The organism is Elusimicrobiota bacterium, assembly GCA_016182905.1.
Lineage (GTDB): Bacteria > Elusimicrobiota > Elusimicrobia > UBA1565 > UBA9628 > GWA2-66-18.
Genome location: JACPFR010000019.1, coordinates 51,721 through 77,855, shown reverse-complemented (window position 1 = coordinate 77,855; position 26,135 = coordinate 51,721). Strand labels below are relative to the sequence as shown.

The following is a 26,135-nucleotide window of genomic DNA, read 5'->3' as shown; positions in this document are numbered from 1 at the left end:
GCCCCTCCCCGTTCCCGGCCCAGTTGATAGTATCCGGCCATGAAACGATTCCTCGCGGCGTGCGTCTCGCTTTCGCTCATCCTCGTCTCGGCGCCGCTGCCCGCGTGGTCCCAGGTCTCCTCCGCGATCTCGGGCGCGGTCACGGGCGTCTCCGGCGCCTCGGCCGGGGCCGCCGCGGCCTCCGCCATCCCCCAGCTCTCGATGCCCGCGATGAGCCTGACCGCCCCGGCCCTCAGCGGCGCGCTGTCCGCGCCGATGGCGAACAGCCCCGTTCCCTCCGCCAATCAGCGCGCGCCGATCTCCGCCTCCTCGCCCGTCGAGCAGCGCCAGGCGCTCGCGATCGCCGCGCCGCTCGCCGCCGAGACGCTCCCGCCCGCCGCGGCCAAGCCCGAGTCCCGCGGACCGGTCACGGCCGACGCGAAGAGCCTCGCCGCGGCCCGCGTCGACGTCGCCGAGGCCGCCGGCTCGATCGAGAAGGGCACCGCGTCGAGCAGCCGCTGGGCCGCCGCGCGCATGATGGACCGCCTCCTCGGCCTCGAGGAGTCCGGCGAGCGCGAGCCGATCGTCGAAGGGCTGCCGCCGGCCGGGATCCTCTCCGCGGGGCTCGAGCCCGCCTCCGTGTCGGACCGCTCCTCCCGCGCCTCGGTCCCCTCTCCGAAGGCGCCCGATAACGGCCCGCGCCGCACGCCGCTCGTCGGCGCGCTCAAGATGGCCGCCACTGTCGCCGCCGGCGCCGTCCTGACCGTCGGCCTGCAGATGGCCGCCGTGGCGCTGCTGCCCGCGATCTTCGGCGTCGTGCCCGTCGCCGCGGTCTGGGCCGTCAGCTCCGGCGTCCTGCTCTTCCCGCTCGCGCTGTATGCCCGCTATCGCCTCGCCAGGCGCGACTCCCCGCGCCTGAACAAGGTCAAGACCATCCTCGACCTCTCGCTCGGCGCCTTCGCCGGCGCGGTCTTCATCGCCGTGCCCAGCGCCGCGGTCGTCCTCACGGGCGCGGGCCTGCTGACCGCGGCCCTGCCGCTGGCCGCCCTCTCCGCCGGCCGCTGGTTCGGGGGCTCCTCGCTCGCCGACGCCGTGCTGACCTGGGCGGTGCTCGGCATCACTCCCGCCGTGGTCGGCGCCGCCTCCGTGGCCGGTCTCATCGGCCTGGCGCCCATCGTCGGCCTGATGGTCCTGCCCGTGATGACGACGATCGCCTTCTTCCTCGGACGCCTGATCCACTCGGCCGAGACGGGAGCGCCCTTCTCAGTGCCCGGCTCGATGCAGAAGATCCGCTTCCCGTCCTTCCAGTGGGTGATGATCGGCGTGGTCTTCGCGCTGCTGACGGGCTACTCCGCCGTCTACACGAACGTCGCGTTCGGCGTGTGGACCTTGCTCGGCGGCCGCTCCGGCAACGCCGCGACGACGATCGAGGTGAACTCGGTCTGGAGCTTCGTCAAGAAGATCCTGAGCTACGTCACCTTCAACCGGCTCTACTTCGGCCTGCTCGCCTACACGGCCTTCACCGGCTTCGCCAGCCCGCTCACCTTCCTCGTCATCGCCTTCTCGGGCGAGCGCATGTCGGTCTGGACGGAGAAGCTCCTGGGCCGGATCCTTCCCAAGTCGGCGCCCGCCCCGTCCACGGCGGCGGCTCCCGTCGAGGACCCCAACAAGCTGAACGACGCCCCGCCGAAGTGGCCCGCGTTCCATTACTGGGCGAAGTCGTTCCTCATGATCGGCACGATGGCCGGCGCGGGCGTCCTGCTCGCCGTCACCGTGTTCGGCGTCACGAGCCTCCTGACCAACCTCGGCATCGCCTCGGTGCTCGCCTTCGTCCCCTTCTTCTTCGCCAAGAAGATCATCAAGCTCGTCATGAAGGCCCAGCCCACGACGAAGGAGCAGGACCCCGAGTTCTTCGAGATCATGGAGGGTCTCCGGGACAAGATCAACGCCGGCCGCCGCGCGAGGGGTAAAAAAGAGATCCCGATGCCGGAGATGGTCATCGACCCGATGGACGCCCCCAACGCCTACGCGACGGGCCGCAGCCCGTTCGCGGCGATGGTCGGCGTGACCAAGGGCATCAAGGCGATGACCCTCGACCCCGAGATCGTCCGCGACGGCGTGGTGCGCCTCATCGCCTCCTCGGACGCGGGCACCAAGGAGTTCAAGGTGTTCCGCAAGGCGATCGCCGGCTCGGTCACCGGCGTCCCCGCCGACGCGACCCCGTCGCAGGTCGCGGCCGCCGTGCTCAAGGCCGACCGTTCCGAGCTCAAGGCGCTGGGCGTGCGCATGCTGCGCGGCGTCCTGAGCCACGAGTTCTCGCACGTGATGGACCGGCACATGCTGTCCGGCTCCATCGGCGGCGCCATCGCCTCCGGCGTGGCGTTCGCGTCCTACGGCGTGATGTGGGCCGTCGGCCACGCGCAGATCCTCGTGCAGAAGGCGCTCGGCATGCGGCCGAAGCAGGCTCAGGAGGACGCGGCCAAGGCGAGGACCGAGGGCCCGGGCGCCAAGGTCGAGTCTCTCGACCCGATCTCGACCGGCGTCATCATCAAGTCGCTGCCGGCCCTGCTCCGCCTGTTCGCGGCGCTGTGGGCCCCGGTCGTGCTCCAGGTCCTGCAGATGGCGTCCTCGCGCAACAACGAGGGCATGGCCGACGAGGACGGCGCGCTGCTGAGCGAGGACCCGGAATCCCTCGCGCTGGCGCTCGGCCTTCTCACGACCTGGCGGCCGCCGTCGGGCTTCCGCCTGCCGGGCGTCGCGATCCCGCGCGCGGCGTCCCTGCAGCACATCATGATCGTCAACCCGCTCGAGCAGCTCGAGACCGCGGGCGCGCTCCCGAAGAAGTCCGCCGCCGGCGGGCCGACCCGGGCCGACGACCTGATCTTCGAGCTCTTCATCACGCATCCGAACACCGGCGTGCGCATCCGCAAGCTGTGGGACATGTCCGAGGCGATGCGGGGGATCAAGCCCAAGCCCCGGCCGCCCGAGGACGGCGGAGGCGGGGGACCACGGGTCTCCTTCGCTCCGCACGCCGGACCCGCCTCCGAGAGAATCGGGGGCGGTCTTCTTCGGGGCGCATGGGCCAAGCTGAAGGCTTCCCTGCGCGTGCTCCCCGATGAGGACCGCAACCGCCAGTTCTGGATCTACACCGCGGGCCAGGCGCTCCAGCTGCTCGGCGGCAACTTCCATTACACGGCGCTGCCGGGACTCGTGGCGCCGTCGAAGGAAGACGCAGCCAAGCTTGGCTACAACCGCGCGATCAACTGGGGCGCGCAGGCCGCCGCCTCGCTGTCCACCGGCCCGCTGGTCGACCGCACCTCGACGCAGAAGGTCATCATCTGGACCCACCTCGGGCGCTCGGTGCTCATGCTGCTCGTCCCGGTCCTGTTCTTCTCCGGCTACTTCGGCTTCGCGCTCTTCACGGGCCTGGTCGCGGCGGCGGGCTTCCTCCAGATGGCGGGCATGACGGCGGGCTCGGTGGCCTTCAACCGCATCCTGGCGGGCGACGTCGCGCACTACAACCGCGCCAACGCGGTCTCGACGATCGTGATGAACGTCGTCGGCGTGGTCGGCCCCCTGCTCGCGGGCGCGTTCATCGCGGCGGTCGGCGCCCGCTTCGGGCTCCTGTCGGGCAACGCCATGTCCTACGCCGTCTACGGCGTCCTGCTGCTCGCCGCCGCGGTCGGCTACGGCCTCTTCCTCAAGCTTCCTCGCGACGAGATGATGTCCGCGCGCCGGGAGCTGTCCGAGCGCCTGAAGGAGGACGGCGTCGCCGGCGCGGAGTTCCGCGGCGTCACGGCCGGGCAGATCGAGGGGCGCCCGGCCATCTTCGTCGAGGTGGACGGCGATCCGTCCCGGGCCGTCGTGCCCGCTTCGTTCGGCGGCTTCGCGGTCAAGGCCGTCGCGCGGCGGCGCGTCTTCAACGAGGTCATCCAGGGCTTCAAGACGATCTGGGCGGACCGTTTCCTGCGCCTCTATCTGCTCACGACGACGGTCGCGGTCATGTCGGGCGACGCGCTGCTCTTCGCGGCCCTGCCCCGCTTCATCGCCGACGTGCTTCACGCCGGTCCGGGCTCCTTCGGGCTCTTCCTCGCGGCGGCGGCGCTGGGCTCCGGCGTCGGCTCCGGCCTGATGGCCTTCCTCCGCGACCCCGAGCAGATGGCGCTGGCGCCGGCCGCGCGCGTGTTCCGCTCGGAGCTGTCCGCGCGGGAGGCCGCTCTGGACGGCGGCGCGCTCGACGCGGCGTCCGCCGCCTTGCGCGGCGCCGCGCCCGCGGTGCTCGCCCGCTATAAGGCGGACTGGGCCCAAGGCGGAGCGGCCGTCTCGACCGAACGCTTCGGGTCCGACCTCGTCGCCGAGGCCGCGCGCGCCGTCGGCGCGGCGCTGGGCCGCGCCGAGGCGGAGGCGCTCGCGCTCCTGGAGTCTTCGAGCGCGGCGAGCGACCTGCGCGCCTGGGCCTCCTTGCGGGGCGCGAAGCTCCTGGCCGGGGCCTACAAGGACGCGACGATCGGGATGAACCATCTCGAGCGCCAGGGCAAGTGGACCTCCTGGCTGCACGGCCTGTCGTGGCTCGCCTACGGCGCGCTTTTCTTCACGGGCCACCTGCAGCTGGCCGCGGCCCTGATGCTCCTGTCCGCGCTCCTCGGCGCGCCCGGGGTCGTGGTCTGGACGAGCCTCACGACCAAGGTGGTCTCCGGGTCCTATAATCAAAGCCAGGGGAAGATCTACTCGGCGATGTACTTCTACCAGCTGGTCTTCGCGATCATCGGCGTCCTGCTCGTCGGCCTGATGATGGCCTCCCTGCCGACGATGACCGTGCTGTGGATCACGGGCGGCGTCATGGTCCTGTGCGCCCTGTGCGACTTCCTCGCTCCCGCTTTGATCTTCCCGATCAAGCGCAAGACGCGATAACCGAGATATGGCTCGCGTCGCTCCGAGTTCCGTCGATTGCGTATTCATTCATTTCACTTGCAGCGCCGAAGGTGAAATCCACGGATACGCAATCGAATATTCCGCTCTCCGACGGGAAAGCCCCTGTCGCCATCCTTGGAAACGCGCGTAATTATCGTCGCAATTCGGGGTCGCACTAAAGGACTGATCCGGCGGTAGGCCCTCCGGACGGCCTCAGACCCACCTTTGGAGTCCTATGGCCTCTCGCCCGTTGGGACCAATGCCTGAGCCCCGTTGGGACCTATGACCCGCCTAAGAACGCGGATCGGGCGTTATAATCGAATCAGCAGATACAGGAGACTTCCGATGAAGCGCTTTCGCTCCGTGATCGCCCTCGCACTCTCGCTCGCCCTCGTCGTGGTCTCCCCGGGCTCGAGCGCCTACCACGCCGCCGCGCAGACCATCGGCGCCGCCGCGAACGGCTCCGCCTCCGCCGGCGTGTCCGGCGTCTCCGGCGCGAGCCTCGGCCGCGCGAACGGCGTCTCCGCGATCCCCGCTCTCGCTGCGACCAGCCTGAACCTGTCCTCGGCCCTCTCCGCGCCCTCGATCGTCCCGTCCGCGCTGCCGAACGCCGCCGTTCCCGCCGCGCCGGCCGCCGCGAGGACGCCCGTCGCGCCGAAGGCCGCCTCTCCCGTCGCCGCGGCGAAGGCGGTTCAGGGCGCGATCGCCGCGCCCGCGAAGTCCGTGATCGCCGCGGCCGTCTCCTCCCTCCACACCGTCGTGTCCGGCCCCGCCGCCGATTCCAAGTCCGCGGAGACGCAGGCCGCCGAGGCCGCGCTCCAGTTCGACGGCGCCTTCGCGAAGAAGAAGGACTCGAGCAAGGGCATGCCCGACCAGGACGTCGACGAGAACGGCAAACCCTCGCGCGACGGCGGCGTCGACGAGCTCGGCAACCCGCGCCGCACCGGCGGCGAGGGCGGGCCCGACGACCGCTCCGACCCCGACCAGGACGGGCGCGGCGGCGGCGACGGCCTCTTCGGCGCGCTGCGCTCGGGCCGCCTGAACGCCTTCGCGATCGGCGACCGGGCGACGGTCTCCCTGCGGTCCGCGAAGAAGGAAAGCGGCAAGGGGATGCCCGACCAGGGCCTCGACGAGAACGGCAGACCCTCGCGCGACGGCGGCGTCGACGAGCTCGGCAACCCGCGCCGCACCGGCGGCGAGGGCGGGCCCGACGACCGCTCCGACCCCGACCAGAGCGACCGCGGCGGCAACAGCGGCCTGTTCGGCCTGTTCGGCGTGGGCCTGCTCGGCGGCGCCGCGGCGGCCGTCGCGGGGCTGTCCTTCGGCTCGATCGCGATGTTCCCGATGATCATCGCTTCGCTCATTCTTCATGAGATCGGCCACGCGCGCATGGCCGACAAGCTCGGCGACCCGACGGCCCGCCTGCAGAACCGCGCTTCCTTCAATCCCCGTCATTGGATGACGCACATCGATCCCGTCTGGACTTTGCTGATCCCGGCCGCCACCTTCCTGTTCGCCGGCATGATCTTCGGCGGCGCCCGCCCCGTGCCGGTCGAGCCCCGCTACTTCAAGAACCCGGTCAAGGACATGGCGCTCGTGGCCCTCGCGGGCCCCGCGGTCAACATGGGCCTGGCCGCCGCCGGCGCCCTCGCCGTCACCGGCGCCGTGGCCGCGGGCCTCGGCACGGCGGTCATCGCGACGCTCGGCATGTTCGTGTTCCTGAACGTCCTCCTCGCGATCTTCAACCTGATCCCGATGCCGCCCCTGGACGGCAGCCACATGCTCAAGGCCGTCCTCCCTTATAAGGCCCGCGCGGCGATGGACAACGTGATGGACCGCCTCGGGCCGATGGGCATGCTCCTGCCGATGCTGGTGATCTTCATGGTCGCCGGCGGCGCGATCGCCGGCGCGGCGATGCTGGTCGCCAAGCTCATGATCGGCGGCGTGATGGCCGTGACCGGCGTGCAGATGGCGAGCGCGTTCCTGCCCGCCGTGGCGGCCCTCGGCCTCGCGGTCGGCCAGATCGGCGCCGGACAGAAGGCGGGTCGGGCCGCGGCTCAGGAAGCCGCGGCGCCCGGACCCTCCGGTCCGTCGAAGACCGGCGCCGCGTCCAACGGCGGCAACGCCCCCGTCGACCTGATCGTGATGTTCGGCGACAAGAAGACCAAGCTCCACGACTCCCACATCTCCAACGTGGACGTGAACCTGCCCTCCGGCGTCGAGCAGTACACGCGCCTGCAGCAGGCGATGCTGGCCCAGCTCGAGACCGCCGGCCTCGACGCGTTCGTCCTCGAGCCCTACAAGGCGACCCCGCTCGCCACCTACGCGCGCATCAACGCCGCCACGATCCGCGTGGACGGCGCCTCCGCCGCCGAGTTCATGAAGTCGATGGCGGCGCGCGGCTTCGCCGTGTACCCGAACGCCGAGCGCAAGATCATCCGCCCCGTGCCCGTCTCCCCCGAGGACATGGACCCGGGCGCGCGCAACGCGGTCACGATGGACGAGAACCTCAGGATCGTGAAGGCCGACCTCGGCCAGGCCGAAGCGGAGAAGATGTGGGGCAAGCCGGTCCTCGGCTTCTGGTCCGGCCTGTGGGCCAAGGTCTTCAAGACCGAGGCGCCCCAGCCCAAGTTCGGCGTCATCGACTCCGGCGCGGACACGTCGCATCCGCTGCTCAAGCGCGTCAAGGAGGTCAAGAACATGACCTCCGGCGAGAACGTGGACGACATCGGCCACGGCTCGTGGGTACACTCGACCGTCCTGCACATGGCCCCGTGGTCGCGCAACACGACGCACTACAAGACCTTCCTCAACGGCGGCGCGACCCTCGACGACATCCTCAAGGCGCTGACCCAGGCCGGCAACGACGGCAACCTCGTCATCTCCAACTCGTGGGGCGACGACGAGGGCGACCCGAACGGCCCCGACGCCCAGCTCGTCAAGAAGCTGGCCCAGGAAGGGCACATCATGGTCTTCGCCGCCGGCAACGCCGGCTCGGGGAAGAACACGATCGGCGCGCCCGCCATCGTGACCTACAAGGACCCGACGACCGGCGCGATCCGCGTCGTTTCTGTCGCGGCCGCAGGCCGCGACAAAAAGATCGCTTATTTCTCGTCCCGCGGGCCGGGCTCGCCGAAGACCTCCAAAGATCCGTCCTATAAAGACCATCGACCCGACCTGACGGCCGTCGGCTACAACATCGAGGGCGCGTGGCCCTCGGCGCTCGGCGACGCCGACCGCGTGGACGGCGAGAAGGGGCCCGTGAAGGCCATCTCCGGGACCTCGATGTCCACCCCGGGCGTGGCCGGCGCGATCGCGCTGCTGGCGATGATGTTCGGCGCGACCGAGATCGGGCCCAAGCTCGACGCCGTCGTCAACGCGGTCATGTCCACCCTCGAGAAGACCGGCCAGAGCCCCGACGCCGAGGGCGAGGGCTTCATGAACGTGGACGCCGCGTACAAAAAGCTGAAGTCTGTCTTTTCAACGCCCGCGCGGGACGTCTCTTCCTACCGGGCGATGAAGTCGCGGCTGAGCGAGCTCGACGGCTTCATCGCGATGTCGGGGTCCTGGAAGTACGGCGTCATGATCGACTCCGGCGAGTTCTCGCGCGCCCTGCAGGAGCGCAAGTCCGTCGCCGCCGCCCTCGCGGCCATGGAGGCCGATCATCCCGGCATCGCCTACCGGTCCAAGGGCGCTTTCGGCCGCTGGTGGGAGCGCGTCAACGGCCGGGCGCCGAAGCGATAAGAGGACATGGAGACATCATTTCGTTTGAAGGCGATGGAGTCCGCCGTCGAGACTCCGGCTCGCCGTGCCGCCGGCACGGCCGAGCGCTCGATTCTAAATGCGACCGGCGCCGCGCCCAAACCTTAACGGAGATCGTGCCATGACTTCCTCAGCGATGTTCATAGTCGAAGACGATGATCATTTTCGCGAGACCTTCATCGACGTCATGTCGTTGAAGGGCATCGAAGTGACCGGCGCCCGCACCGGCGACGAGGCCATCAAGGCCCTGCGCCAGAGCCAGCCCTCGGTCATCATCATGGACGTCCAGCTGCCCGACGTGCACGGCTTCGACCTGTGCCGCAAGGTCAAGCGCCTCGACAACCAGAAGGACACTCCGGTCATCTTCGTCTCGGCCTCCACGCAGTACGCCGATCCGCGCGACCGCGTCGAGGGCCTGATGGCGGGCGCCGAGCAGTTCCTGCCCAAGCCGATCACCGTCGAGAAGCTCTGGGGCGAGATCGAGCTGGTGCTCAACGGACACGGCAAGCACCACTAGCCCGGTGTTCGAATGAGAAGGCCCGGGCGGGGTTCCCCGCCCGGGCCTCTTCTATTTTGGACTCGCACCGGTGCGAGTCGCGGCGACTGTTTCCGGAAACAGTCGGTTCGGTATTAAGCGATCGTGACCTTCTTGTCGAGGTACACGTCCTGGATCGCGTTGAGGATGCCGATCCCGTCCTTCATCGGGCGCTGGAACGCCTTGCGGCCGGAGATGAGGCCCATGCCGCCGGCGCGCTTGTTGATGACGGCGGTCTTCACGGCCTCGGCGAGGTCGCTGGCGCCCGAGGAGGCGCCGCCCGAGTTGATCAGGCCCGCCCGGCCCATGTAGCAGTTGGCCACCTGCCAGCGGGTCAGGTCGATGGGGTTGTCGGTCGTCAGCTTCTCGTAGACCAGCTTGCTCGTCTTGCCGAAGCCCTTGATCGCGTTGTAGCCGCCGTTGTTCTCGGGCAGCTTCTGCTTGATGATGTCCGCCTGGATGGTGACGCCGAGGTGGTTGGCCTGGCCCGTGAGGTCGGCCGACACGTGGTAGTCCTTCTCGGCGGTCTTGAACGCGTTGTTGCGCACGTAGCACCACAGGATGGTGGCCATGCCGAGCGAATGCGCGGCCTCGAACGCCTGGGAGACCTCCCAGATCTGGCGGCGGGACTCCGCCGAGCCGAAGTACACCGTAGCGCCGACGGCCACGCAGCCCATGTCGTAGGCCTGCTTCATGCTGCCGTACATGGTCTGGTCGAAGGTGTTCGGGTAGCTCAGCAGCTCGCTGTGGTTGAACTTCAGGATGTACGGGATCTTGTGGGCGTACTTGCGGGCCGTCATCCCCAAGACGCCGAGCGTGGAGGCCACGCCGTTGGCGCCGCCTTCGATCGCGAGCTTGACGATGTTCTCCGGGTCGAAGTAGATCGGGTTCGGCGCGAACGAGGCCGCGGCCGAGTGCTCGATGCCCTGGTCGACGGGGAGGATGGAGACGTAGCCGGTCCCCGAGAGGCGGCCGTGGTCGTACAGGGACTGCAGGCTCTTGAGCACCGGGGTGGGACGGTCGGAGAGGGCGAAGAGACGGTCGACGGAGTCCGGGCCCGGGAGGTGGATCGTCTCCTTGGGGATGGCGGTGCACTTGTGCTCGAGGAGCTTGGCGTCGGCTCCGAGCAGGGCTTCGATGTTGGTGGTCATGGTTGGCGAGTCTCCTTTGGTCCGGAAAGCGGTCACTATTATACGAAATGGCCCCGAGCGGGGGACAATCCCGGTCATATGCAACGAATGAGCCTGAGGGGGAGCGGGCGCGGCGTCCGGTGTGGCTCCTCCGACCCGGGTTTGCTAATGTTGGGCGTGTTCGCACACCTCTGCCGGACCAGGAGAAGCCAACCGTGAGGAACAACCATTTCGCCGTCGCCGCCGTCGTTCTCGCCTCCTTGCTCGCCGCCCGCGCGTCGTCCGCGGCGGAGGACGGCCATCTGTGGGAGGTGACCTCCCGGATGGAGATGCCCGACATGCCCGCGGGGATGATGGGCGCGCGGACCGCCACGGTGTGCCGCGGTGAGGACGAGCGCGAGAACGTCTCCAAGGACAAGGAGATGAAGGACTGCGAGATCTCGGACCTCAAGCAGACGCCCGCGAGCGTGTCGATGACCGTGAAGTGCAAGGAGGGGCGCTCCGGCAAGATGGAGTTCGCCTACAACAAGGCGCGCACCGAGTATAAGGGAACGATGCGCATGAAGGACCCCGAGCACGGCGAGATGACGATGAGGCTCGCCGGCAAGCGGCTCGGGCCATGCGACGCCAAGAAGGCGCGCGCGGAGCAGACCGCGAAGGTCGAGAAGATCAAGGCCCAGGCCGAGGGCGCGCAGGCCGAGTACCAGGAGATGAGCCGCAGGTCCGAGCGCGACCAGCTCAAGGGCTGCGCCAAGGCCGTCGAGAAGATGGATCCCGACAGCCTCGGCATGTGGGGACACTGCTATAAGAAGAAGGACGCGAGCTGCAAGTCGATGCTGGAGACCTACACCAAGCAGCAGCCCAAGGTCGCCGAGGAGTGCACGGCCAAGGCCGAGGAGCTCTGCAAGCGCTACCAGACGGAGGAAGGCTTCCTCAAGGCCGGCCGCTCCCATGGCGAGGCCGCGGCGCGCATGTGCGGCGTGAGCCACGACGACCTGCGCAAGAAGTTGTGCAAGGGCGCCAGCAAGGACGAGTCCTACGAGTTCGTCGGCGCGCACTGCCCCGCGGAGGCGAAGCCCCTGGCCAAGAAGCATTGCGTGGGCCGCAGCTACACGGTCAAGGAAGGCGATCCGCGGCGCGTCGAGAAGAAGTGGTTCAAGTTCTGCAAGGCCGTCGCCGGCGCCGGTCTCGAGGGAGACGAGGCGGCTGAGAAGGCGGACGAGCCGGCCCCGACGCCCAAGGAAGCCAAGCAGCAGGCCAAGGACGAGGCGAAGAAGGCCGCCAAGGGCGCCGCCGTCGACGCGCTCAAGGGCCTGTTCGGCCGCTAGACGGGACGGGCCGCGGCATGGTCACGCTGACGCTGGCGCTCGGCCTCGCCGCGGCCGCCCCCGCGTCCGCGGCCCGGAACGCCTTCCCGAAGGCCGCGGCCGCCTACGTCGTCGAGCGCGACGGGAAGGTCCTGTGGAGCGGCAACGCCGGCAAGCGCGTCCAGCCCGCGAGCCTGGCCAAGATGATGACGGCTTTGCTCGTGATCGAAGAGGGGCGGCTCGACGAGACGGTGACGGTGAGCCGGGCGGCGGCTCGGGAGACGGGCACGCGACTGGGCCTGCGCGAAGGCGACCGCGTGAAAGCCCGCGACCTGCTGACCGCGGCCATCGTGCGCTCGGCCAACGACGCCTGCCGGGCGCTCGCGGACGTCCGCCGCGGAACGGAGGCGAAGTTCGTCGCGGCGATGAACGCGCGCGCCGAAGCGCTCGGCCTGAAGGACACGCGCTTCGCCAACGCCTGCGGCCACGACGCCGACGGGCAGTACTCGACGGCCGCCGACATCGCGGCGCTGGCCGGCCAGGTCGCGAAGAAGCCGGAGTACCTGGCCGCCGCGAGGCTAGAGCGCGCGACGGTCCGCACGGAGGGGGGGAGGGAGTTCACCTTCGACAACACCAACGCCCTGATCGGCCGCTACCCCGGCGCGGTCGGCCTGAAGACCGGGACCACGCCGGGCGCGGGCACCTGCCTGGCGGCGCTGGCGGAGAGGGACGGCGTCCGAGTCCTGATGGTGCTGCTGCGCGCGCGGGACCGCTGGTGGGGCGGCGACGCCCTGCTCGACCGCGCCTTCGCCGCGGACGCGCCGTGACCGGCGCGGCGGACGAGCGCCGCCGCACGGCGGCCGCCGCGCTGGCCGCCGCCGCCGTCCATCTCCCGTCTTTGGGCGGGGCGTTCCAGTTCGACGACTACAACGTCATCGTCCACGAGCCGGCGGTCCATTCCGCCTCGGCGCTGCTCGCGGCCCTGGCCGGCGGCGTGCGTCCCCTGCTCAAGGCGAGCTACGCGCTGAACTGGGCGCTCGGCCCCGGGCCGGCCGGCTTCCACGCGTTCAACATCGCGGTCCACGCGCTCAACGCCGCGCTGGTCTACGCGATCGGCCGCAGACTGTGCGCGCGCTGGCTCGGCGAGGAGAAGGCGGCGGGGCCGGCCCTGGCCGCGGCGCTGCTGTTCGCGCTGCACCCGGCCCAGACCGAGGCGGTGACCTACATCTGCGGGCGTTCGTCGTCGCTCATGGCGAGCTTCTATCTCGGCGCGGCGCTGCTGTATCTGCGGGGCGCCACCGGCGCGGCGGCGGCGCTGTTCGTCCTCGCGCTCTCGGTGAAGGAGACCGCGCTCACCTTGCCCGCCGCCTTGCTCCTGTTCGACGGGAAGCTCTCGCGCTGCCAGTCGCCGGCGTGGCTGGCCGCGGCGGCCGGGCTGGCCGCGATGCTCCTGAGCGCGCGCTATCGCGACCTGCTCGGCTACGGCTTCACTCAGCGGGGGCTGACGGAAAACCTCCTCACCCAGCTCAACGGCGTGTGGTACCTAATCGAACGGCTGATCACCCTGCGTGGCTTCAACATCGATCCCGGCCTCCCCGAGCTGCGCGCCTGGACCCCGGCGCTCGCTGCCCAGGCGGCGGGCCTCGCCGCGCTCGCCGGGCTCGGGCTGGCGAGCCTGCGCCGCCGGCCGGAGCTCGGCTTCGGGATCCTGTGGTTCTTCCTCCAGCTCGCCCCGACGAACTCGCTCGTCCCGCGCCTCGACCCGGCCAACGACCGCCAGCTCTATCTCGCGTGCTGGGGCCCGTTCCTGGCCCTGGCCGCCGCCGCGTCCCGCGCGATGACGCCGCTTCGCGCCCGCGCCGCCGCCGGGCTGCTCCTGGCGGCCTTCGCCGCCGCGAGCGTCGCGCGTCAGCTCGACTACCGCAGCGAGATCCGCCTGTGGGAGGCGAGCGTGCGCGAGGCGCCGGACAACGCCCGCGCGCGCAACAACCTCGGTCTCGCCTATCAGGAAGCCGGGCGCCGCGAGGAGGCCCTGGAGCAGTACCGGGCCGCGCTGCGGCTCCGCCCCGATTACACCAGGGCCGGCGTCAACAAGCGCCTCCTCGAGTGGGAGTCGGGCGGGGACTAGACTCGGGAAAGGAATTTTCGAACGTCGTCGTGGGTCCCCGCGAGAATGAATCGCAGTTCATCCCCGGAAAGCGAGTACAGAATCCGAATCTTCAGGCCCGCGCGCGCTTCCCATATGTCCCCGCGCAAGCGCTTGACGCCGAGGCCCGGCGGCTTGTTCCCGAATTCATAGAAGTCCATGACCTTCCCGGTCGCCTCCTTTGCGTCTTCCTTCACCTGGGGGTCGAGTTTCTTCAACTGCTTCAAGTACGCCGGGGCGAAGGAGACGCGCATGGTTCTACAACGTTTTCAGGTGGGCGGCGGCGGAGCGGGCGCTCTTGAATCTTTTGCCCCCGCGCGCGCGGCCGAGCTTTTCGACCTTATCCAGCTCGGCTTCCGTGTATTCGCTTGTTTCGCGGAGCACGGATATGGGAGCCAGCTCGATGTGCCCGGCGTTGAGGTAGAAGCCGACCATGCCCTTGCCGGGCTCAAGCTTGAAGAGACGCCGGATCTTCGCGGGAACCACCGTCTGCCCGTTCTTCCCGATGGGGGACACTGCGACAAGTTTGCTCATATTATCTCCTATATTCATATATTAGTATAATATGAGAAATAGACGCCGTCAAGGCCTAATGTCTCCATACTATCTTACGATCGAGAGGCGGGAAAAGTTCCCTACTTGAAGCGTTGGACGAGGTGCATCGTGAGGTTCCCGGACGCGGCGGCGGGCTCGAGGCCGTAGCGCTCGAGCTTGGCGCGCAGGCCTTCCTCCTCGAGCGTGCGGCCGCTGACGTAGACGACCTGCCCCGCCTTCGCCAGCTCGTCGAGCTTCGCGTGCAGGGCCTTCTCGTCGGTGAAGTAGCGCAGGTTCACCGGGCGGCGGCCGGCGAAATAAGGGATGTACACGGCGCCGCGGCCGTTCGCCAGGACCCAAGCCTCGGGCGGCGCGCTCGTCCTCGTCCACTCGGCCTCGACGAGGTCGGGGTTGTTCGCGGGGTCCGCGGCGGGGCGCACGACGTAGGCGAGGTTGAAGGCGAAGGCGGCGGCCGTCCAGGCGGCCAGCGCGCCGAGGCGCGCCCGCGCGGGAAGCGCCTTCAGGCCGAGGGTCGCCAGGGCCCAGAGCGCGATCAGGTCGCTGACGCGATAGACGATGGTGTACGGCTCCCAAGCGATGAACAGAACGGCGTAGCCCGCCAGCCACAGAAGCCAGAACAGCGCCTCGCGGGACCGGTCGACGGCGCCGCGCGCGGCGGCGAGGACGGGAAGGACGGCGAGGACGACGCCGGCGGACCAAGCGAAGACCTGGAGGCCGACGAACTCGGTGAAGATGCGCAGGGACATCCCGAGCCAGGAAGGGATCGCGGCGGACAAAGGTATGGAATGCCACAGGAACGAGCGGTCCGTCGTGAGGGCGGCGCTTCCCAGGAGCCAGAGCCTCAATTCGTTCATGTTCTGCGGCTTTACGGCAAAGAGGCCGGCGCAGATATAGGGAACGGCTACGGCAACGAAGAGAGAACTCAAATAAGGGAACGCCTCGCGCGGGCCCTTTTTTCGCGCGAGGACGAACAACAACGCGGGCAGCGCCATCACATGCCCGACATGGCCCAGGATCGCGCCCGCGTGCCAAACGCCGACCAGGCCCGGCCGTGGATGATCGGACAGCGCTTCTCGGGCCGCCAAGACGGCGAACAGCGAACCCAGCATGTAGACCTGGGCTTCGAGGCTCCAGAACCACCAGGCGTGGCAGACGGCGAGCGCGGCGGCGGCGAGGACGGATTCACGTTCGCCGCGCCCCATGCGGCGGAGAAGAGACGAGAAGACGGCGGCGCCTGCGGCGCCGAGAACGGAGTCGAGGACCTGGAGAACGAGCACCGATTGGCCTTGATACCCGAGAAAACGCCAGAGGCGATCGAAGCACCAGCCCACGACGCCGTACGCCAAGTGGTTGCCATGGACGAGATGCTTGAAGTCCGACAATTCCACGGCGATGGCGCAGGCGACGCCGTCGAAGTTGTAGAACAGCGACCGGATCGACAGGTTCAGGAAGAGGACGGCGAAGAACACCGCCGCCGTCGCCTGACCGTCGGTCCACGACATCTTCTTCATGCGGGGGCTATGGTATCAGAAATCTATTATAATGCCGCCATGAACGGACGCCTCCGCGAGAGGACGGTTCTCATCACCGGCGGCGGCCAGGGCATCGGCAAGGCCGCCGCGATCGCCTTCGCCAAGGAAGGCGCCCAGGTCGCGATCTGCGGCCGGAACGCCGCGAACCTGGGGGCCGTCGCGGCCGAATTGCGGGCGCTCGGGGCCAAGGTCGTCGCGGAGAGCTGCGACGTGACGGACGAGGGGCAGGTCGCGGAGTTCATCGCGGCCGTGGTCAAGGAGTTCGGGCGGATCGACGTCCTGGTCAACAACGCCGGCCTCCTGGGCCCGCGGGGGGCGCTCGAGAAGGTCTCCGCCGGCGACTGGCGGGCGACGATCGCGGCGAACCTGACCGGCCCGTTCCTCATGACGCGCGAGGTCCTGCGCGCCTCGATGCTCAAGCGGGAGCGCGGCGTGGTGATCAACGTGTCGTCGGGCCAGGGACGCAAGGGGACGGCCGGCTGGGGTCCGTACGCCGCGAGCAAGTTCGGGCTCGAGGGGCTGACCCAGGTGTGGGCCGACGAGACGCGCGCGCTCGGGCTGCGGTTCTACACGCTGAGCCCGGGGCCGACGGCGACGGCGATGCGGGCCGCGGCGGCGCCGGACGAGGACCCGAGGACGATCAAGAGCCCGGCCGTCGCGGCGCAGGCGTTCGTGACGCTCGCGCTCGACGACTGCGCGCTGCCGACCGGCGCGGTCCTGCGGCTGGATCCCGCGGGGAAGATGCTGTGCTAGAGAAGGCGGAGTACAAGGGCACCAGCCACTTGATCGCGACCCGGTCGTTGGTCAAGTACAACAACTATGTTTTCAACCTGATCTGCCGGGGGCTGAAGATGGACGGGGAGCTGCTCGAGTTCGGGCCCGGGCTCGGGGACTTCCTGGAGAGGTTCAAACAGAAGGGGAAATTGATCGATTGCGTCGAGAACGAGCCGCAGTTTTATGACGCCTTGAAGCCTCTGGCCCGGACGGTGGCCGGGAAACTGGAAGATCTCCCGGGCCAGTACGACGGGATCGTGAGCGTGAACGTCCTTGAACATATAGAGAACGACAGGGGAACCTTGCGGGACCTGTACGCGAAATTGAAACCCGGCGGCATACTCAACCTTTACCTTCCTGCGGCGCAGATTTTATACGGACACCTGGATGCGCTGGTGCATCACTTTCGGCGATATGACCGCGCGGACCTCTTAGAAAAGGTCAGAACGGCGGGATTCGAAGTGGAGGAAGTGTTTAACGTCGACGCAGTCGGTTTTATCGCCTTCGGCATCTACAAGCTGCTCAAGTGGGGCGACGGGAACATCACGCCCGGATCGATGACTTTTTACGACAACGTGATATTCCCGTTCACCTACGTTGTGGACCCTATGGTTGGTCGGAGCTTCGGCCGAAGTATTTACCTTAGAGCGCGAAAAGCCGCGAAACCCCACGTCGTGGTGAGCCCGTCCAGCCCATGAAGGTGAGGCCCACCGGTCACTTGACCGATTCGGGGTTAGGGGCTACCCTTCGGCGATGAGGTATTCCCTCGCATTGGCGCTCGTTTGCGTACTTGCGAGCGATGTTTCGGCCGCCAATCCGGTCGGATTGGTCCTGGCGAACGCGGAATCCGCTCCGGAGGTCACCGACCCGGCCGCCTCGAATTCCCATGAGGCCGCGGGCGAACCCGCTCCCGAGGGGGAACTTGACGCGGCCGACCTATCCAAGTTGGGCGCCCGGCTTGCGGCGATCGCCCTTGCCTACGAGTCATTCCGGGACGCGGCGAATCACGACGGCGACTCCAAGCTGCTCGTCGATTACACCTCGCCCCAGGGACTGATTCCCAATCCGGGCGACCGCGCTCAAACCCTCAATCGCGTCTATCGCGCGCTCGCCCTTCTCGACGACACGCAAGCGCTGCGCTATCCCGAGGGTGAAGCCTGCGCCCGAGCGCATCGTCTCGGTTTGCTGCGTGCATCCGACGGCCTCTTCGCCGACCCGCAAACCGGGGAATTGGCCCTGTGGCTGAAGGCCGAGCTCAAGCGCGCGAAGGCCAATGAGGCCCCGGGGGGACTTATTGCCGCTTCCGTCCGAGAATGGACGGCCCTAGGCTACCTCAAAACATTGGCCGAGGCCCGGGCCTTGTCGCTTCGGCTGGGCGACCGAACCTTTTTAGGAGCTCCGCGCGCCGAAGCGTTTTGCCGCCGCGCCAAGATCTATGACGAGCTGGCCGGGGCGCAAGCGGCGCTCAAGTGGAATGGTCCGGACCTGTCCGAGCAGACGCAAGCGGTCGTCGAGGTCGTCTCGGGCAATGAGAAAGGCGCCGGCACGGTCCTGCTCGTGGAAGGCCGGACCGGCGTGCTCGTCTCCGGCCGGTTCACGGAGAATCCCTACGAAGCTCCCGACCTGATCACGAAATCCGGCAAGCATCTATCCGCCGGCTACCTCCGGCGCGGCCCCGTTCTCTCGCTGCTGTCCATTCAGTCTTCGCCGGACGTGACACCTCTGGTTCTTCCGGAGGTCTTCGAACAGGGGGAGCGCGTCACTTATGCCGTCGGTCATCCGATCCAGGGCGGTCCTTGGTCGGTGACGCGCGGCTTGGCCCGGCCGGACGGCGCGCTGATCATCACCGACGCCGTGGTCGATGGCTCGCAGGCGGGCGGCCCTCTTTTCGATGGACTTGGGCGATTGACAGGGATCATCGGCGGCCAAGGTTCGGCCTACGGGCTCGCGTCGATCAAAGACTGGATCAAAAACGAGACTGTGGAATTGCCCGAGGCTCCCGTCGCTCCGGAGTCAGGCACCGGTTCCCTGCTGACCGCCTCCGCCGCCTTCATCCCCAGGGAAAACGATGGTCCGATTGAAGCTAGCTTTAGCTCCATGTACGTTCGAATTCCGAAGGGCGTCTGCGCCGATCCGCGCGGATGCGAGTTGCCCAGGGCGGCGCCGAGTTACAGCAGTCCCTCCAGCAATGCTCCCTATGACGGTCCCAATCTTTGGTCGATGCTTGGGAAGCTAGGAAAGCTTCTCCAGTCCGCTCCGAAGAAAGAGCATAAGCTAATCGACGATCGCCCCTCAACCGGGCGCAAAGCGCACCCTGCTCCCGTTCCAGCGGCGCCGAAGCCCCCGCCGGACCCGTTGAAGCCGAGTTCAATAAAGCTAAGCCTTTTGAAATCGACCTTGGCCCAAGGCGAAGAATTCCAAGCTGTCGCGACGATCACGTTCAAAGGAAAGGAGGGCAGTATCGCGGGGCGCGGCGTGTCGTTTACCGGCGCTCCCGGCGGAAAGATCAGATGCTCCGGCGCAAAGACGGACGGCTCTGGCGTCGCGAGCGCCACCTGCATGGCGCTCGAGGACGCGCGCGTAACGACTTTCGATTCTCTTGAGGATGAGATTCGGCGCCGTCGCGGACTGAAGACGGCCGGGCGCGTGCGGCGCAAAGTGGCCAAGGGCGATAAGATCGGGATGTTGAAAGAGAGGCAGGCGGATCAAATGTCCGCGCTCGACGGCGAGGAGGAAAAGCATCCCGAACTCGGGAGCGCGGGCAGCGACACACCCGGCATCGACAGGACTCTCCCAGAAGCGGACACAACCGAACTTGAGATCAAGGGAGATCGGGTGACTCTCGGGGCTTCGATTGAGGGCCTCAAAGATAGCACCCCAATAGTTGTACTTGAGCGGCCTTGTCCCGAGGGTGGGATTCCTACGGCGCTATCGTCTGGCAATCGCTATCGATGCGATAGCAAATCCGGCGGGAAACCCGATCTTAAGAATTTCTCCAACAAGGACGAAGTGCCGGCACCCGAATCTGAGGACAATTCTCCTGATGAGGATCGCGGCAAACCGGCGGTTGAGTCTCGGCCGGATGACGCCCCTACGGGCACCAAGCCGATCGACCGGGCCGGCTTAACGCGCCCGCAAGTTCACGGAATCAAAAAACGAATCGAAGCAGGACCCAAGGATTGGGTTGGTATTTTACCGGAGGGCGAAGTAATAAGCACCGATGGTGATGGGCAGGCGGTCAACCATGGGCCCTGGGAAAACCTCACGCATCATCGTAAATGACCATGGACATAATCGAATGAATAGAGTTGTTATCTCCGTTCGCATAAAACACCCGAAATGGGATCATGCGGCTATCACAAAACTTTTAAATTGCGAGCCTGACATTAGCCGCACGGTCGGCGAGGAGCGCAAAACCCCCACAGGACAAAAACTCAAAGGTACAAACCCTAATACATATTGGTGTAAGGATTTGGACTACGAGGGCGATTCTCTGAGCGGCGCCATCGAAGTGGGCCTTCGATTGTTCGATCCGATCGCCGGTGCCGTCGCCAAGATCCGTCAGGATGGAGGTAACGTCGAATTCTTCATCGGCTGGTTCTTTGATGCCAATGGCGGAGACGTCTTGCCATCGCTGATTATGCGTCGCCTTGCGGATCATGGGATCGACTTGAGTTTTGATGTCTACGGTCCTGAAGTGCGGATGGTCACTGGAAAACCATGACGTCGCTGTCGGGAGCGTTCCGTTAACGTAAGTGCGGGGCGCTAAAAGCTTCGCTAAAAAAGGTATTTTTAATCCACCATGATTTGCCGCATGTGCCGCAGCGAGAACCTGTACCAGTTCCTCGATCTGGGCTTCATGCCCCCGGCCGACGAATTCCTGCGCAAGGAGCAGCTGCGCTACCCGCGGGCGTATTACCCGCTCGACGTCTGGATGTGCCGGGCCTGCGGGCTGAGCCAGCTCGGCTACGTCGTCTCCCCCGAGATCCTGTACCGCCACGATTATCCCTATGAGGCGTCCACGACGCGCACCGGGCGGGAGCATTTCGCCCGGTTCGCGGAGCAGACCGTCCGGCGCTTCGGCCTGGGCGGCAAGGACCTCGTCATCGACGTGGGCAGCAACGTCGGCGTGCTCCTCGGCAACTTCAAGGCCAACGGGACGCGCATCCTCGGCATCGACCCGGCGGCGAACATCGTCCGCATCGCCGAGAAGAACGGCATCCCGACCCTCAACGAGCTGTTCAGCGCCGACCTCGCGGCCAAGATCCGCGGCGAGCACGGCAAGGCGTCGGTGGTCACCGCGTCGAACTGCTTCGCGCACGTCAACGACCTCGTCGATTTCGTCAAGGCGCTCGACGTCCTCCTGACGCCTGAGGGCGTCTTCATCATGGAGGCGCCGCACTTCCAGACCTTGGTCGAGAACCTCGAGTACGACACGATCTACCACGAGCACCTCTCGTACCTGTCGCTGAAGCCGATGATCCCGTTCTTCAAGAAGCACGGCCTCGAGGTCTTCGACGTCGAGAAGCAGAACATCCACGGCGGCTCCTTCCGGGTGTTCGTCGGGCGCCCCGGCAAACACCGCGTCGAGGCCCGCGTCGGGCAGACCCTGAAGGGCGAGGCCAAGGCCGGGCTGCACTCCGAGAAGGTCCTGCGCAAATTCGCCGCCGACGTGGAGAAGAACCGGGCGGACCTGCTCTGGCTGCTGCGCGACCTCAAGCACAAGGGGAAGAGCATCGTCGCCGTGTCGGCGCCCGCGAAGGGCATGACCCTCCTCAATTATTCCAAGATCGGCTCCGAGACCCTCGACTTCGTCACCGAGAAGTCGACGCTCAAGATCGGCCGGTTCACGCCGGGCTCCCACATCCCGATCCTGCCCGACTCCGAGCTGCTCCGGCGCAAGCCAGACTACGCTTTGCTGCTCGCCTGGAACTTCGCGCCCGAGATCATGGCCAACCTGAAGGAGTACGTGAAGAAAGGCGGCCGCTTCATCATCCCCATCCCGCGCCCGAGGATCACCAAGCCATGAAGCTCTTCCGCCGCAAGCCGGCCTTCGTCGATGCGCGCGGGGCGATCACCGACATCCTGGACGGGGTCCCGCTGAACGCCGTCACGATCATCACCAACAAGAAAGGCGCGGTCCGGGCGAACCACTTCCACAAGAAGACGATCCAGTACACCTACGTGCTGTCCGGCCGCGTGAAGTACGTCTCGCGCGGGAAGAAGGGCGGCACGACGACGGTGATCCTGAAGCCCGGCGACCTGGCCGTCAGCCCGCCCGACGAGGCGCACGCGACCGAGGCGCTGACCGACGCGACCTTCCTCGCGCTGGCGCACGGCCTGCGCCACGGCCGCGACTACGAGAAGGACACCTTCCGTCTCGCCGAGCCGCTGATCGAGCCCAAGAAAGCCTCCCGGAAATGACTCCGGAGCTGACGATCCTGACGTTGACGCTCAACGAGTCGGGCGCGCTCGGCGAGTTCCTGAGCCAGCTCGGGCCCGCGATCGAGCCCATCGAGCCGAACTACGAGGTGCTCATCGTCGACGGCGGCTCCACCGACGGCACGGTCGAGATCGCGAAGAAGGCGGGCGTGCGCGTGGTGCGCCAGAGCAAGCCCGGCTACGGCAACGCCTACCGCGAGGGCATCGCCCTGTCGCGGGGGAAGTACATCCTCGCCCTCGACGCGGACTCCTCCCACCCCAAGAGCCTGTTCGGGACCTTCTGGGCGAAGCGCGAGGACTACTCCGTGGTCATGGGCTCCCGCTACCTGCCCGGGGCGGGGGACACCCGTCCGTGGGGCCGGCGCCTGCTCAGCCGGATCCTCAACGCGGTCTACCGCACCGTGCTCGTCTGCCCGCTCACCGACATCTCCGGCGGCTTCCGCCTCTACAAGGCCGCGGACGTCCAGGCGGTCGAGAGCGAGGGCCCGTATTACGACGTCGTCGCCGAGATCATCGTCTTCCTGTGGGGGAGCGGCAAGAAGGTCCTGGAGATCCCCTACCTGTACGTCCCGCGCGAGCAGGGCGAGTCGAAGGCCCGCATCTTCAAGTTCGGCATGAGCTACCTGGAGACGCTCTACAAGCTGTGGCGACGGTTCAAATAGGCCGCAAGGCGCCGGCCGCCGGCGTCGTCCTGCTGGGGCTGGCGCTCGGCCTCTGGGGCATCCGCTGGGGGCTGCCCGGCCCGGAGCGCCTGGGGCGCGTGCTGCCGCCGGGGCTCGACGGCCCCGCCTTCCATCAGGAGCTGGCGAGCTCGTGGTCCGCGATGCACGCGAGCCTGGGCGAGAACCTGATGGTCAACCCGAAGTCGTTCGGCACCTTCACCGGGATCGTCGAGACTCCCGCGGGGTGGAAGACCCCGCCCAAGGAGCTGCTGAACTCCTACCGCTCGTTCTACCTCCGTTCCGAGCACGAGGACGAGCAGACCATCCTGCTCGCCCTGTCGCGCATGAAGCCGAGGCGGCTGCAGTTCAACCCGCACCTGTTCACCTACGGCGCCCTGCACATCTACTCGGTGGGCGCGGCGCTGGCGCTCGGCGCGGCGACGGGGCTGGTCACGCTGAAGAGCTCCCTGCTCCATTACCTGGCCAACCCCGCGGACATGGGCGGGATGTACCTCGCCGGCCGCCTCCTCTCGGTCGCGGCGTTCGTCGGCTGCGGCCTGATGCTCCTGCGCCTGGGCCGGCGCCACGCCGGGGGCGGCGAGGCCGGAGTCCTGGCCGCGGCGCTCTTCCTGATGACGCCGGCGGCCGTGGTTCAGGCCCACGTCCTCAAGACGCACACCTTCTGGGCCTTCCTCGCGCTGTGGACGGTGGACCGCTGCGCCGCGGTGCTCGCGCGCGGGTCCCTCAAGGACTATGCGGCGGCGGGGACCGTCGCGGGCCTGGCGACGGCGTCCTTCCTCGGCGCCTGGCCCGCCTGCCTCGTCGTCGGGGCGGCGGGGGCGATGCGCCTGGCCGGCCTTCACGCGCCGGACGGGAGGCCGCGCCCGCCGCGCGGCGAGATCGCGGGCCTGCTCGCCGCGGGACTGTGCGCCGTGGGCGTGTTCTTCCTCGTCAGCCCGTACTGGCTGACCAATCTCGGCGAGGCGACGGCGGAGATGAAGGTGCTCAGCGGCTTCAGCGCCATGAACCCCTCCCACGTGTGGCTGTTCGCGACGAACGCTCTGCTCCGCTCGGTCACGGCTCCGGTCCTGACCTTGATGCTGGGCGGCGCCGCGCTGGCCTTGCTCAAGGGCCGCCGCGAGCCGGTGCTCCTTCTTTGCGCCTTCGCCTTCCTGCTGGCGCTGGCCTCCACGGCGACCGTCGGCGGCGTGCTCGCGACGCGCCAGGCGCGCTACTTCATCGGGTGGCTCGCGGTCGGGTCCCTGCTCGCGGGGCGCCTGCTGGCCGAGCTGCGCGCGCTGAAAGGCCCCGCGGGCCGCTTCGGCACGGCGACCGCGGCGATCGTCCTGGCCGGCCTCGCGTGCCAGGGCTTCTCCTACGCGTACAATTTCTCCCTCGGCGAAGGCGCCCGTTCCAATCATTTCCTCTCCGGGGAGTGGATCGAGAAGAACGTGCCGGAAGGCGCCCAGATCGGCCTCCTCCGCTATCCCCAGCCGTCGAACAGCCCCTTCTTCCGCTACGACCGCTACCGGCTGAAGTTCATCGAGCCCGGGCTCGCCGCGTCCTTGCCCGAGGCCCAGCTGCCGCGCTGGCTGGCCTTGACCGTCCCCGATTACGACGACCGCCCGGCCCTGGCCCCCGTCCTGAGCCGCTACGAGCGCCGCGCCGTGTTCCCGCGCGCCCGCCTCTTCCCGTGGATCGCGCTCGACCCGAGCTCGACGACGGCGAACCCTCTCGTCGAGATCTACGCCCTGAAGGGGAAAGGCCCATGAGCCGGCGCGAGCTGACGATCGGCCTGCTGCTGGCGCTGGTCCTGCGCCTGGGCTTCACCCTCCACGCCTATCATAAGGACGTCCAGCCGACGCCGACCGGCAAGTACGAGTACGAGCCGATCGCCCGCGGCCTGCTGGCCTCCGGCGTGTACAGCGACCCGCCCGGGGGCGTGCCGACCGCGCGGCGCGAGCCGGGGTACATCCTCTTCGTCGCGTTGATCTACAAGATCTTCACGACGCACCGGATGTACGTCTTCCTCGCCCAGGTGTTGCTGTCGACGCTGACCGCGGGGATACTCTACGGTCTCGCGGCGAGGCTGTTCTCCCCGTTCGTCGGACGCTTTTCCTTCTGGGCCTGCGTCTTGTACCCCTACTTCATCTACTACGCCGGCTATTTCTTCCGGGAGGACTTCCTGGCGTTCCTGCTCGTCCTGCTCCTCTATGTCCTCGTCCGCTGGAAAGGCCCCTGGGCGGCTCTCGGGGCGGGGTTTTTGGCGGGATGGCTTTGTCTCGCCAACGGCGCCTGGGCCGTCGCCTGCTTCTGGTCGGTCCTGGCCCTGTTCGTCACGGGAACGCCCGGACTGAGGCTCAAGCGCGCCGCGGCCTTCGCTCTGCCCCTCGTCCTCATGATCGGCGCCTGGGCCGGGCGCAACTGGCTCGTGTTCCGCGAGGTGATCCCGTTCTCCTCCAACGTCGGCGCGGAGATCTACATCGGCATGACCGTCCCCTACGAGGCGCTCGGCACCGAGGAGCAGAACCGCCTCCTCACGTCCGACGCGACCTTCATGAGGATCGCCGCGCTCCAGGGGGAGATTCCCGTGCACAAGGCGTTCATGGCCGCGTCCAAGGCCTACCTCCTCGCGCATCCGTTCGAGTTCCTCGCGTCGATGGCCGAGCACGGCGTCAAGCTCTGGCGCCTGGTCCCGCACGCCCGCGCCTACACGCACTCCTACCTCGTCGTCGCGCTGACGGCCCTCGCGTCCGACGGCTGGCTCATCCCGCTGGCCTTGTTCGGCCTCTGGATCGAGCGCCGCGACGCCTGGGTGCGCTGGTTCTTCGCGCCGATGCTCGTCTCCGTGACCTTGTCCTTCTCGATCAGCCAGGCCCCGATCCGCTACCGCGTGCCGCTGATGATCATCGTCCTGATGCTCGCCGGAGCCGGGTGCGAGGAGCTGCTGCGGCGACGACGACGGCGCGCTTGACTCCGTTCCGTCGTCCTGCTATCATGAGAAGGCAGTCCTCGTTCCCTCCCAGGAGACCCCTCAGATGGCCGAAATCCAGCTCACCGACGACACCTTCGACAAGGAAGTTCTCGAGTCCGCCCAGCCCGTGCTGGTCGACTTCTGGGCTCCGTGGTGCGGTCCGTGCCGGATGCTGACGCCCATCATCGAGGAGATCGCCAAGGAGTACGCGGGCAAGGTCAAGGTCGGCAAGCTCAACACCGACGAGCATCCCAACGCGCCCGGCCGCTTCCGCATCTCGGCCATCCCCACGATTTTGTTCTTCAAAGGCGGCAAGATGGTCGAGCAGCGCGTCGGCGTGCAGTCCAAGGCCGACATCAAGAAGCTCCTCGACGGTCTTCTCGCTTCATAGCCGTTCCTTAAGACTTCCAGCCGTCCTCTATCCGA

General features: G+C 67.8%; 20 protein-coding genes. 16 read left to right on the top strand and 4 right to left on the bottom strand.

The window, feature by feature from the left end; all coding sequences use genetic code 11:
• Nucleotides 1-39: 39 nt before the first annotated feature.
• The 3 genes from HYV14_07660 (at nucleotide 40) to HYV14_07650 (ending at nucleotide 9,169) form a co-directional block, all read left to right on the top strand.
• Nucleotides 40-4,890 (top strand): MFS transporter, encoded by a 4,851-nt coding sequence (locus tag HYV14_07660; protein ID MBI2385874.1) that lies wholly within the window; start codon nucleotides 40-42, stop codon nucleotides 4,888-4,890.
• A gap of 345 nt (nucleotides 4,891-5,235) precedes the next feature.
• On the top strand, nucleotides 5,236-8,634 hold the full coding sequence (locus HYV14_07655; protein MBI2385873.1) for a S8 family serine peptidase: 3,399 nt from the start codon (nucleotides 5,236-5,238) through the stop codon (nucleotides 8,632-8,634).
• 139 nt (nucleotides 8,635-8,773) lie between these two features.
• A complete protein-coding gene (locus HYV14_07650) occupies nucleotides 8,774-9,169 on the top strand; it encodes a response regulator (GenBank protein ID MBI2385872.1) in 396 nt (131 codons plus the stop codon).
• 113 nt (nucleotides 9,170-9,282) lie between these two features.
• On the opposite strand, the gene HYV14_07645 is transcribed toward HYV14_07650, so the two are convergent.
• Complete coding sequence (locus HYV14_07645) at nucleotides 9,283-10,338, bottom strand: class I fructose-bisphosphate aldolase (GenBank protein MBI2385871.1); 1,056 nt, start codon at nucleotides 10,336-10,338, stop codon at nucleotides 9,283-9,285.
• 194 nt (nucleotides 10,339-10,532) lie between these two features.
• Between HYV14_07645 and HYV14_07640 the strand changes: the two genes are divergently transcribed.
• From HYV14_07640 to HYV14_07630, 3 genes are read left to right on the top strand one after another with little or no spacing between them, the layout of a single operon-like run.
• The gene (locus HYV14_07640; GenBank protein ID MBI2385870.1) at nucleotides 10,533-11,645 is read left to right on the top strand and encodes a hypothetical protein; all 1,113 of its coding nucleotides are present in this window, start codon (nucleotides 10,533-10,535) and stop codon (nucleotides 11,643-11,645) included.
• Nucleotides 11,646-11,662: 17 nt separating this feature from the next.
• Nucleotides 11,663-12,451, top strand: a complete 789-nt coding sequence (locus HYV14_07635; GenBank protein ID MBI2385869.1) for a D-alanyl-D-alanine carboxypeptidase — start codon at nucleotides 11,663-11,665, stop codon at nucleotides 12,449-12,451.
• Nucleotides 12,448-13,752, top strand: a complete 1,305-nt coding sequence (locus HYV14_07630; protein ID MBI2385868.1) for a tetratricopeptide repeat protein — start codon at nucleotides 12,448-12,450, stop codon at nucleotides 13,750-13,752. The genes HYV14_07635 and HYV14_07630 overlap by 4 nt, the downstream gene beginning before the upstream one ends.
• Here HYV14_07630 and HYV14_07625 read toward each other — a convergent pair.
• The 3 genes from HYV14_07625 to HYV14_07615 form a co-directional block, all read right to left on the bottom strand.
• The gene (locus tag HYV14_07625) at nucleotides 13,749-14,024 is read right to left on the bottom strand and encodes a hypothetical protein (GenBank protein MBI2385867.1); all 276 of its coding nucleotides are present in this window, start codon (nucleotides 14,022-14,024) and stop codon (nucleotides 13,749-13,751) included. The genes HYV14_07630 and HYV14_07625 overlap by 4 nt on opposite strands.
• Before the next feature lie 4 nt (nucleotides 14,025-14,028).
• Nucleotides 14,029-14,304, bottom strand: a complete 276-nt coding sequence (locus HYV14_07620) for an AbrB/MazE/SpoVT family DNA-binding domain-containing protein (GenBank protein MBI2385866.1) — start codon at nucleotides 14,302-14,304, stop codon at nucleotides 14,029-14,031.
• Between the two features lie 101 nt (nucleotides 14,305-14,405).
• The gene (locus HYV14_07615) at nucleotides 14,406-15,836 is read right to left on the bottom strand and encodes a hypothetical protein (GenBank protein ID MBI2385865.1); all 1,431 of its coding nucleotides are present in this window, start codon (nucleotides 15,834-15,836) and stop codon (nucleotides 14,406-14,408) included.
• A gap of 39 nt (nucleotides 15,837-15,875) precedes the next feature.
• On the opposite strand from HYV14_07615, the gene HYV14_07610 reads away from it, so the two are divergent.
• From HYV14_07610 to trxA, 10 genes are all read left to right on the top strand, one after another.
• Nucleotides 15,876-16,610 carry an SDR family oxidoreductase gene (locus tag HYV14_07610; protein MBI2385864.1) on the top strand — a complete coding sequence of 245 codons (735 nt, stop codon included), beginning with the start codon at nucleotides 15,876-15,878 and terminating at the stop codon, nucleotides 16,608-16,610.
• Complete coding sequence (locus HYV14_07605; protein MBI2385863.1) at nucleotides 16,604-17,329, top strand: class I SAM-dependent methyltransferase; 726 nt, start codon at nucleotides 16,604-16,606, stop codon at nucleotides 17,327-17,329. Before HYV14_07610 ends, HYV14_07605 begins: the two co-directional genes overlap by 7 nt.
• 55 nt (nucleotides 17,330-17,384) lie before the next feature.
• Nucleotides 17,385-19,913 (top strand): trypsin-like peptidase domain-containing protein, encoded by a 2,529-nt coding sequence (locus HYV14_07600; protein ID MBI2385862.1) that lies wholly within the window; start codon nucleotides 17,385-17,387, stop codon nucleotides 19,911-19,913.
• Nucleotides 19,876-20,355 (top strand): DUF4279 domain-containing protein, encoded by a 480-nt coding sequence (locus tag HYV14_07595; GenBank protein MBI2385861.1) that lies wholly within the window; start codon nucleotides 19,876-19,878, stop codon nucleotides 20,353-20,355. Before HYV14_07600 ends, HYV14_07595 begins: the two co-directional genes overlap by 38 nt.
• A gap of 78 nt (nucleotides 20,356-20,433) precedes the next feature.
• Nucleotides 20,434-21,660 carry a class I SAM-dependent methyltransferase gene (locus tag HYV14_07590; GenBank protein ID MBI2385860.1) on the top strand — a complete coding sequence of 409 codons (1,227 nt, stop codon included), beginning with the start codon at nucleotides 20,434-20,436 and terminating at the stop codon, nucleotides 21,658-21,660.
• Entirely contained in the window at nucleotides 21,657-22,055 is a 399-nt protein-coding gene (locus HYV14_07585; GenBank protein ID MBI2385859.1) for a cupin domain-containing protein, read from the top strand. The genes HYV14_07590 and HYV14_07585 overlap by 4 nt, the downstream gene beginning before the upstream one ends.
• On the top strand, nucleotides 22,052-22,735 hold the full coding sequence (locus tag HYV14_07580; GenBank protein ID MBI2385858.1) for a glycosyltransferase family 2 protein: 684 nt from the start codon (nucleotides 22,052-22,054) through the stop codon (nucleotides 22,733-22,735). Before HYV14_07585 ends, HYV14_07580 begins: the two co-directional genes overlap by 4 nt.
• The gene (locus HYV14_07575; protein MBI2385857.1) at nucleotides 22,717-24,507 is read left to right on the top strand and encodes a hypothetical protein; all 1,791 of its coding nucleotides are present in this window, start codon (nucleotides 22,717-22,719) and stop codon (nucleotides 24,505-24,507) included. The genes HYV14_07580 and HYV14_07575 overlap by 19 nt, the downstream gene beginning before the upstream one ends.
• Nucleotides 24,504-25,709 (top strand): hypothetical protein, encoded by a 1,206-nt coding sequence (locus HYV14_07570; GenBank protein MBI2385856.1) that lies wholly within the window; start codon nucleotides 24,504-24,506, stop codon nucleotides 25,707-25,709. The genes HYV14_07575 and HYV14_07570 overlap by 4 nt, the downstream gene beginning before the upstream one ends.
• A 64-nt stretch (nucleotides 25,710-25,773) precedes the next feature.
• Entirely contained in the window at nucleotides 25,774-26,100 is a 327-nt protein-coding gene (gene trxA, locus HYV14_07565) for a thioredoxin (GenBank protein MBI2385855.1), read from the top strand.
• The last annotated feature ends 35 nt before the right edge of the window (nucleotides 26,101-26,135 follow it).